The organism is Flavobacterium bizetiae (assembly GCF_902804475.1).
In the GTDB taxonomy this organism is placed as follows: Bacteria; Bacteroidota; Bacteroidia; order Flavobacteriales; family Flavobacteriaceae; genus Flavobacterium; species Flavobacterium bizetiae.
Window position 1 is genome coordinate 18,719 of sequence record NZ_CADCSU010000088.1, and the last position, 9,330, is coordinate 28,048.

7 protein-coding genes are annotated in these 9,330 nt (G+C 34.6%); 1 reads left to right on the top strand and 6 read right to left on the bottom strand.

Annotated features, from left to right (window positions below):
- Positions 1–79 precede the first annotated feature (79 nt).
- The 6 genes from FLACOL7796_RS11570 to FLACOL7796_RS11595 form a co-directional block, all read right to left on the bottom strand.
- Positions 80–802 carry a DUF4197 domain-containing protein gene (locus tag FLACOL7796_RS11570; RefSeq protein WP_173970940.1) on the bottom strand — a complete coding sequence of 241 codons (723 nt, stop codon included), beginning with the start codon at positions 800–802 and terminating at the stop codon, positions 80–82.
- Positions 803–1,044: 242 nt separating this feature from the next.
- Positions 1,045–1,638: a hypothetical protein gene (locus tag FLACOL7796_RS11575; RefSeq protein ID WP_232067360.1), complete on the bottom strand. Its 594-nt coding sequence runs from the start codon at positions 1,636–1,638 to the stop codon at positions 1,045–1,047.
- Positions 1,625–2,299: a hypothetical protein gene (locus tag FLACOL7796_RS11580; RefSeq protein ID WP_232067361.1), complete on the bottom strand. Its 675-nt coding sequence runs from the start codon at positions 2,297–2,299 to the stop codon at positions 1,625–1,627. The genes FLACOL7796_RS11575 and FLACOL7796_RS11580 overlap by 14 nt, the downstream gene beginning before the upstream one ends.
- A gap of 60 nt (positions 2,300–2,359) precedes the next feature.
- Entirely contained in the window at positions 2,360–2,779 is a 420-nt protein-coding gene (locus tag FLACOL7796_RS11585) for a cytochrome c oxidase assembly factor Coa1 family protein (RefSeq protein ID WP_173970941.1), read from the bottom strand.
- 122 nt (positions 2,780–2,901) lie between these two features.
- Positions 2,902–3,552, bottom strand: coding sequence for a hypothetical protein (locus FLACOL7796_RS11590; protein ID WP_173970942.1), 651 nt, complete (start codon positions 3,550–3,552; stop codon positions 2,902–2,904).
- A 198-nt stretch (positions 3,553–3,750) separates the two neighbouring features.
- On the bottom strand, positions 3,751–5,319 hold the full coding sequence (locus FLACOL7796_RS11595) for a L,D-transpeptidase family protein (protein WP_173970943.1): 1,569 nt from the start codon (positions 5,317–5,319) through the stop codon (positions 3,751–3,753).
- 306 nt (positions 5,320–5,625) lie between these two features.
- On the opposite strand from FLACOL7796_RS11595, the gene FLACOL7796_RS11600 reads away from it, so the two are divergent.
- A complete protein-coding gene (locus FLACOL7796_RS11600; protein WP_173970944.1) occupies positions 5,626–9,066 on the top strand; it encodes a methylmalonyl-CoA mutase family protein in 3,441 nt (1,146 codons plus the stop codon).
- Positions 9,067–9,330: the final 264 nt, after the last annotated feature.

The following is a 9,330-nucleotide window of genomic DNA, read 5'->3' on the forward strand; positions in this document are numbered from 1 at the left end:
GTTTAGTGACAAAGGTTCAAAGGTACATAGGAGCAAAGGATACTTTGTCCCTTTGAACCTTTGAGCCTTAACAGAAAAATTACTTTTTATCCTGCATCGCAAACACCTTTTGTAGCAAAGGCGTCGTTCTTGCATTAATATTAGTACGAATATCTTTTTCTTCAACAGCAATCATTTTAAAAACTCCTGCCAAAGCCTGATTCGTAGTATAGTCGGTCAAATCCGGGTTTACTTTTCTCACCAACGGAATCGTATTGTATTTATTAATGATGTTTTTCCAAACTACATCGGCACCCACTTTTTCAAAAGAACTTTTAATCACTGGATTAAATTTTGCGTACAAAGCAGTATTCGTGCCTTTTTGTAAATAAGTAGTTGCAGCACTTTCATTGCCCAACAAAATATTTTTAGCATCAGTAAACGACATGTTTTTTACAGCCGAAACAAATATCGGAGTAGCCTCTTTTACAGCATCTTCCGCCGCACGATTCATTACTTTTATCCCTTCATCAGCAAGAGAACCTAAACCTACTTTACGCAATGTAGCGTCAACTTTTTGTAATTCTTCAGGCATTAAAATCTTTACAGCCTCATTTTTATAAAAACCATCTTCAGCGGTTAATTTACTCACTTGTTCCGTAATTCCTTTATTTAGAGCCTCTTTTAATCCAGAAGCAATATCTACACCACTAGAACCTGTAATTTTGGTTGATAGTTTTGCAAGTTTTTGAGCTAGAGTTTCTTTTACCTGAGCATGAGAGCTAAGAGAAAACACAAGCAATAAAATTAAAATCTTTTTCATTAGGTAGGTTTTATTAAGTTTCAAAAATACTACTTATTCAAAAACAAAGCCACAATTTTCTTTGGGGAGCAGAAACAATTTGTTTTATAATTAACATTCGTCCCGCTGTACGTTTCAATCTTTTGCTTTCTAAAGCTAAAAGCAAAAGGATTTACACTTCCATCGGGGCTAGATTAGAAATTGAGATGAAATTATAGAGTTATAATTTGGTTTTTAGTATCTCAGTAACTTATCAGCTTTCTCTACGGCCAATACATTCTGACATTATAATTCCAATAGGTTTTGCTGGAGATATAAGTAGGTTGAAATTCTGGTATTAGCATATTATTTTGGTCGTACAATTGAACTCTGATAATTCTTTCGTTGCTGTCATCTTTAAGGTCAATGTTTCCTTCGGCATCGTCAATGAGTTTCTTTTTCTTCAGGTACAAATTAGGTTTTTCGATAACAAACAGTACTCCGGATTCATTTTTAGATTCTCTTTCTCCGGCTAATTTACCATTAACATCTAGGGTTTGAATTTTTTCTAAATAATCATTTTTGTAATAGAAAAGCTGATAAGCGATTCCGCCATGCTGTATTTGTAATTTATGATGATCTAAACGAAAACGAAGCACTTGCTTTTCTGCATTTGTAAATTCTGCCGAACCATTTCCGCCTGCGTCAATGTGTTGGTTTAAAATCCTCGCAGGTTTCGAAAACTCTTTTACCCGATTAATAAGGACATGGTAATTATCAGATTGTGCTGTTGCCGAAATGCATTGAAAACCAATAAAAAATAAAAAGAATAATTGTATTAGTTTTCTATTGGAGCTTATTGGTTTAATTATATTCACCGTTGATGTTTTTTCGGTTCACTTGTTTAATGCCGGTTTTAGTAAAAGAATAAGTAGATTCTTCCTGCCAGCTCCATGTTTTTTGTTTGTCGAGATCTTCGCCAACTGCGCTGTAAAGAATTTTAATAGTATCCTTTGCAGTCATTATTTTAACTTCAATAAAATGATCCTGAATTTTTGCCGAAGATGCTGTTTTGTTACAATATTGTAATCGCTCTAAAACCTTGTTATCTTCTTTAAACCATTTTTTCAAAAAAGATAAATGCGTTTCAGAACATTGATATCCTAAATTAAGTGCCCAAAGAAATCTACATTTCAAATTACTTTCATCAGCTTTTTTGGCACCGTCCCAGTTACATTCGCTGCTTACATCAGTGGCAATATAGCCTAATGCAGCGCGTTGCTGATCTGTTAATGTTTTAATGTAAGTCGTATTGAGTTGTACAGCACCGTTTTTGTCCAGCCACAATATTTTGATATATTCATCCTGAGCGATACTTCCTGTAGCGGATGAGTTTATTGTGGTGTGATTTGTTGTATTGGTTTGAGAAAATACTGAAATAGAAAAACTGAAAAGAAATAATAAAGCAAACAGGCGGATATTCATAATCTGGAAAATGTGAAAATTTGTTATGGCTAAAGATACTATATCTAATACCATTTTTTCAATAAAAAAAAGGCAGAAATCTAATTAAAGAAATCTGCCTCAATTTATATCCTGTTATTTTTTCAGTAAATCAATTTCTTCGTTTGTGTTTTTAATCAAAACACTCATTTCGCTGTATTTCCATGTGCCTTTTTTCTGGGCCACAACAAATAAGGTTGCTTTTCCTTTAGGACCTTTTATAGGGATTTGTAGATCACAATTTCCGCTATCGTTGGTTGTGTTTATACTTCCGGAAGTCATTCCGTCATCTTCAATCGGGCTTCCCAGTTTTTCAATAACCTGTTTATTCTTTTGTGCTTCGATCATAGCGCCTTTATACGCATCAGAATTGGTCATCATCGAGGTAACTCCAAAGAAAATACTAGCTATAAATACCACAAAAATCAGCAAAATGCTTACACATCCTGTTGGTACAAACCATTTCCAGTTTCTTTCCCACCAACTTTTTCTAACTTCAACGTATTCGTCTTCCATAAAATAGATTTTTATTTAGATTTGAGTTTAAAGTTAGAAAGATACCGATAATTAAAATTGAAATACAAATGATTTTTTAAATCTCATTTTAGATTTAATTATTGGTAAGTAAGAATTTTTATTTATTTCACGCCGGCATAACTATTAGTAAAAAATCTCCCCATTCCAATTTCCATTAGATCTTTATGAGGATCACCATAATCATCAGACATGATCGATGCCATTTGCAAATTTTTGATACCTTTTATTTTATTATTCTGAACATCTATTTCACAAGATAAGATAATCAGGGTTTGAAATTTCGAAACATGATCAGTTCCTGCTAGTTCTCCATCGCTATGCAATAAAATAGAGAATTTATTGCCTTCTCCAGATATAAAAGAACCTTTTCCCTGCCAGGTTTCATTTTTAAACATGAAGGAATAGATCAGGAAATTTTTGAAATCGACGCTTAGTTTTGCAGAATTCTGATTCGAAAGTGTAAGGGTTGATGCACCTATCTCCAGATCATCAAAAAGATCTCCGGGTTTAGTAGATTTAGCACAGTAAAAAGGGTTTATGGTATAAATACCCTCTACATTAGGAGGAGTTAAACCTTTGTGAATCGTTATACCAAGATCATCAATTGCTTGCTGCATTGTAGCATTTACGTAGTATTCGTATGAGTTTTTTTCCGGCACAATGTTCTCTTCTTCATTAGAATCGTCAGAAGAACATCCCGTCAGACTTAAAATAAGGAAAAACATAACTGATTTAATGGTAGTAATTTTCATAGTTTTGATTTTGCAGAATAGTGCTTTTAAATTATTTGCAAAGGTCTATTTAAAAAGAAATATGAAGTACCATTAAAAGTTTAGGGTATAACATTATAAGTTTAAAAAAAAAGATAGTTTAGAATTGCTCCTACTCATCAAAAAAAAAAATCGGGAATCCAACTTAATGGATTCCCGATTTTTTTTATTTTGAAGCGATTAATTTAAAGTAACAGTTTTTTCAGTAGTTGACTCCGTATCTTTTTCGTAAACATCCTGAAAGAAACCAATCTCACCATTTTCGTTTACTAATGAAGTAAAGTAAGTAATATAGATAGGTACTTTTTTGGCTAATTTAAAGCTGTTTTCGGTTTTACCCTCCATTGCTTTATCAATTTTAGCCTGAGTCCATTCAGGATAATCTTTAAGCATTGCTACTGCTAATTCTTTGGCCATTTTTACATTGATACAACCATGGCTGAACGTTCTTTTTTCAAAATCGAATAAAGTTTTAGATGGTGTATCGTGCATATAAATATCATCTGGGTTTGGGAACATAAATTTTACCAATCCTAGAGAGTTGTCCGGACCTGGTTTTTGTCTTACCTGACCATTTACCATTTCCATATTTTTTTCGGCAAGATAATTTTTATTTTCAGCTATTTTACCTTTCAATTCGTTGTTTACAATACTTTGTGGTACAGTCCAGTAAGGGCTAAAAACGATTCTGTCAATCTCACCATTAAAAATAGTGGTTTTAGTTAATGGCGCTCCAACAAATACGCTCGATGTCATTTGTACTTTTCCGTTTTTAACATACACTAATTCGTATGAAGGAACGTTTACCAAAACATACTCATCGCTACTGGCAATCAGAGCCGAAATCGCACGACATCTTTCCATATTAAGTTTTAGGGTTTCCATTTTGTCGGAAAGCGGTACGTTCATTTCTTTAATATGTTCTTCGGCTAAAATATAATTAGGTTTAAAACCATTACGAACTTTGTATTTCATTACAGCATCCATCAATTCGCGATCATAAACGTTACTTTTAGAATCGTTTTTTAAATCACCTAATAAATACAAACGTGTTCTAACCTGAGTAATGGTAGAGGAAACGGCATCCGGACGTAATTCTTTATAGGGTGTTTCTTCCGGAACAATTGGTTTCCATTTATTTGAACGTTCTATTTTTTTGTATTTTTTAAGAACATCCTGCAATTTATAGTATTGATCGTATTCTACTTTTACATTGGCTGCATCTGCGCTGGTTGTAGCAGTGGCTTCTTCGATAGTGCTATAGTTTAAGAAATCTTTCAACATAGCATCATAAGATACTTTTTTCTTAGTGTCTGCAATGCTTTTTTTAGCGTAAGCAATATATAATGAGCTTAAAAGCATATCAGCATCTGTTTTAGAAAGTTTAGTTTCAGATGTAGAAAAAAGCTCGTCGATTTCTTTTTGATAAGGAATAATCAGATCATTTGTTTTTTTTGCTTTTTCGTATAATACAGTACCAAATTCATTGATATCATCTTCATCAAACCAAATAGTTCCTAAAGTTCTATTTTTATATAAAGACATGACATCAGATTTATATTTTTTCAAATCAGAATATCTTTTAAAGAAATCATTTGAAATTGCGTCTACATCAGCATCAGAATGATGGTAAACGGTGGCAACAGTTGAAGTTTTTTTATGAGAATCAATGTTATTTTCTGCTTTATTAAAAGAAGATAAAACAAAACTTAAACTTAAAATTACGGCGAATGGATATAATGTTTTCATTTTTTAAATTTTTACGTTTATTACTTGACGGTAAAAGTTTTTGGGTAAAAATTTGGGGCTTTTCTACCATGCTAAATTACTTTAGATATCTGGAAAACAAGTTGTTGTATTTAATCTAAATTTTTCAAGATTACCATGTTGTTAACATTTCTATAAGACTTATATAGGATATATACGATAACGATTTCGATTGTTACCCCTCGATATCAAAAAAAGATTATTTTTTTTGTTAACAAAAAGATATAAGGGTAATCAAATATTATAATATTTTGTAAATTGCTCCCTTAAAATTATCATATTCATAAAATGGAACAACAAATACCATATATTCCTAAAAATAAAGTAAGAATTGTTACGGCAGCATCTCTTTTTGACGGACATGATGCAGCGATTAATATCATGCGACGTATTATTCAGTCAACCGGGGTTGAAGTGATTCACCTGGGCCATGACCGTAGTGTCGAGGAAGTGGTCAATACCGCTATTCAGGAAGATGCAAATGCTATTGCTATGACCTCTTATCAGGGCGGACACAATGAATACTTTAAATATATGTATGATTTGCTTCATGAAAAAGGAGCGGGGCACATCAAGATTTTTGGAGGCGGAGGCGGAGTAATCCTGCCAAGTGAGATTGCAGAATTGCATGAATATGGTATTACGAGAATTTATTCGCCAGATGATGGCCGTTCTTTGGGGTTACAGGGAATGATCAACGATTTGGTAGAACGTTCTGATTATCCTATTGGAGACAAATTAAACGGAGAAATAGATCATATCGAAAATAAAGTTCCAACTGCCATTGCACGATTAATATCTGCGGCAGAGAATTTCCCTGAAATTGCAAAACCGGTTTTTGACCAGATACATACTAATAATACCAATTCTATCATTCCTGTTTTAGGAATTACCGGAACGGGTGGAGCCGGAAAATCATCTTTGGTAGATGAATTGGTTCGTCGATTTTTAATTGATTTCCCTGAAAAAACAATCGGATTGATTTCTGTCGATCCTTCGAAACGTAAAACAGGAGGAGCACTTTTAGGAGACAGAATCCGTATGAATGCTATTAATAATCCTCGCGTTTATATGCGCTCGTTGGCAACACGTCAGTCAAATCTGGCATTGTCTAAATATGTTGCCGAAGCCATTCAGGTTTTAAAAGCAGCAAAATACGATTTGATTATTCTGGAAACTTCAGGAATCGGGCAATCAGATACTGAGATTATGGACCATTCTGATGTATCCTTATATGTAATGACACCCGAGTTTGGAGCTGCAACACAATTAGAGAAAATCGACATGCTTGATTTTGCTGATTTGGTAGCTTTGAACAAGTTTGATAAAAGAGGAGCATTAGACGCCATTCGCGACGTTAAAAAACAATACCAGCGCAATCATAATCTTTGGGATAAAAATCCTGATGATATGCCGGTTTTCGGAACCATTGCATCACAATTTAATGATCCGGGAATGAACACGCTTTATAAAGCGATCATGGATAAAATTGTCGAAAAAACAGCCTCAGAACTGAAATCGACTTTTGAGATCACCAAAGAAATGAGCGAGAAAATCTTCGTGATTCCGCCACACAGAACCCGTTATTTATCTGAAATTTCAGAGAATAACAGATCGTATGACGAAAGTGCCGTTTCTCAACAAAAAGTAGCACAAAAATTATACGGAATTTTTAAAACCATAGAATCGGTTTCAGGAAAAGTTCCGCAAATTAATAAAGCAGGAATCGATGACTCGACTGTTTTACCAAGCGCAGCTCAGCCACACGACGAAAATAAAATATTTCTTAATCTTTTATTGAATCAGTTTGATAAGGTAAAAATGGATTTAGATCCGTACAATTGGGAAATTATCCTGAATTGGAATGAGAAAGTAGCCAAATATAAAAATCCGGTTTACTCGTTTAAAGTTCGTGATAAAGAAATTAAGATTGCAACACATTCTGAAAGTTTATCACATTTACAAATCCCAAAAATTGCTTTACCTAAATATGAAGCCTGGGGCGATATCCTGCGTTGGAATTTACAGGAAAATGTTCCAGGAGAATTTCCGTTTGCTTCAGGATTATATCCTTTTAAGCGTGAAGGCGAAGATCCGTCAAGAATGTTTGCAGGAGAAGGCGGACCGGAAAGAACCAATAAACGTTTTCATTATGTAAGTGCAGGATTACCGGCAAAACGACTTTCGACGGCTTTTGATAGTGTGACTTTATACGGAAACGATCCGGATATTCGTCCTGATATTTACGGAAAAATCGGGAATGCCGGAGTTTCGATTTGTTGTTTGGATGATGCTAAAAAACTGTATTCAGGTTTCGATTTGGTACACGCTTTAACATCTGTAAGTATGACCATAAACGGGCCAGCGCCAATGTTGTTGGGCTTTTTTATGAATGCGGCGATCGATCAGCAATGCGAATATTACATCAAAGCAAACGATCTTGAAAAAGAAGTTGAAGCTAAAATCAACAAAATATATAAAGAAAAAGGAACAGAACGCCCTAAATACCAAGGCGATTTACCGGAAGGAAACGACGGTTTAGGATTAATGCTTTTGGGTGTTACCGGAGATCAGGTTTTGCCTTTGGATGTTTATAATGAGATAAAAGTAAAAACCTTATCACAAGTTCGTGGAACGGTTCAGGCCGATATTTTAAAAGAAGATCAGGCGCAAAACACTTGTATTTTTTCTACTGAATTTGCACTACGATTAATGGGCGACGTTCAGGAATATTTTATTACTAAAAACGTTCGTAATTTCTATTCGGTTTCGATTTCAGGATATCATATTGCCGAGGCGGGAGCAAACCCAATTACCCAATTGGCATTTACGCTTTCTAATGGTTTCACTTACGTGGAATATTACTTAAGTCGTGGAATGAACATCAACGATTTCGGACCTAATTTATCGTTCTTTTTCTCGAACGGAGTAGATCCTGAATATTCAGTTATTGGTCGTGTGGCACGTAAAATTTGGGCAAAAGCCATGAAAAACAAATACGGCGCCAACGAAAGAGCACAAATGCTAAAATACCATATTCAGACTTCTGGACGTTCATTGCACGCACAAGAAATTGATTTCAACGATATTAGAACAACTTTACAGGCTCTGTATGCGATTTATGACAACTGTAATTCACTGCATACCAATGCTTACGATGAAGCAATTACAACACCAACCGAAGAGTCTGTACGTAGAGCAATGGCGATTCAGTTGATTATCAATAAGGAATTAGGTCTGGCTAAAAACGAAAACCCAATACAAGGTTCATTCATCATCGAAGAATTAACCGATTTAGTTGAAGCTGCGGTTCTACAAGAATTCGACCGAATTACCGAACGTGGTGGAGTTCTTGGTGCAATGGAAACCATGTACCAACGTTCTAAAATTCAGGAAGAAAGTTTGTATTACGAAACCTTAAAACACAACGGAGATTTCCCAATTGTGGGTGTAAACACGTTCCTGAGTTCAAAAGGTTCTCCAACTGTAATTCCGGCAGAAGTAATTCGCGCCACCGAAGAAGAAAAACAATATCAAATTACAATGCTCGATAACTTACACCAGTTTCACGAAGCAAAAGTAAACGAGCATCTCAACAAACTACAAGAAGCCGCGATTAAAAACGAAAACTTATTCGACCATTTAATGGAAGCTACAAAGGTTTGTTCTTTGGGGCAGATTACTTCAGCATTGTTTGAAGTGGGTGGGCAGTATAGAAGGAATATGTAGAATTTACTGTTTTATATTTATGGAAAAACCTCTCAGAAATGAGAGGTTTTTTGTTATTGATGTCCCGTCCTAGAATAAGTAGATTTAGTGTCAACTTATTCTAGGACGGGACATATTCATAAAAAAAGCATCAGTCACAACTGGTGCTTTTTTATTTTAAGTTTCTGTCTTGTCCTGAAATAGCGATACATAAAAAGTATCATTATGGAAAAAGATCAAGAATTACGCTATGTAAAGCGTACACAGAAAGATTACAGTATGTCT

What these genes read in the sequence shown, in the direction of transcription:
- FLACOL7796_RS11600 (WP_173970944.1), top strand. Translation starts at nt 5,626, where the DNA reads ATGGAACAACAAATACCATATATTCCTAAAAATAAAGTAAGAATTGTT.
- FLACOL7796_RS11570 (WP_173970940.1), bottom strand. Translation starts at nt 802, where the DNA reads ATGAAAAAGATTTTAATTTTATTGCTTGTGTTTTCTCTTAGCTCTCAT.
- FLACOL7796_RS11580 (WP_232067361.1), bottom strand. Translation starts at nt 2,299, where the DNA reads ATGGTATTAGATATAGTATCTTTAGCCATAACAAATTTTCACATTTTC.
- FLACOL7796_RS11595 (WP_173970943.1), bottom strand. Translation starts at nt 5,319, where the DNA reads ATGAAAACATTATATCCATTCGCCGTAATTTTAAGTTTAAGTTTTGTT.
- FLACOL7796_RS11585 (WP_173970941.1), bottom strand. Translation starts at nt 2,779, where the DNA reads ATGGAAGACGAATACGTTGAAGTTAGAAAAAGTTGGTGGGAAAGAAAC.
- FLACOL7796_RS11590 (WP_173970942.1), bottom strand. Translation starts at nt 3,552, where the DNA reads ATGAAAATTACTACCATTAAATCAGTTATGTTTTTCCTTATTTTAAGT.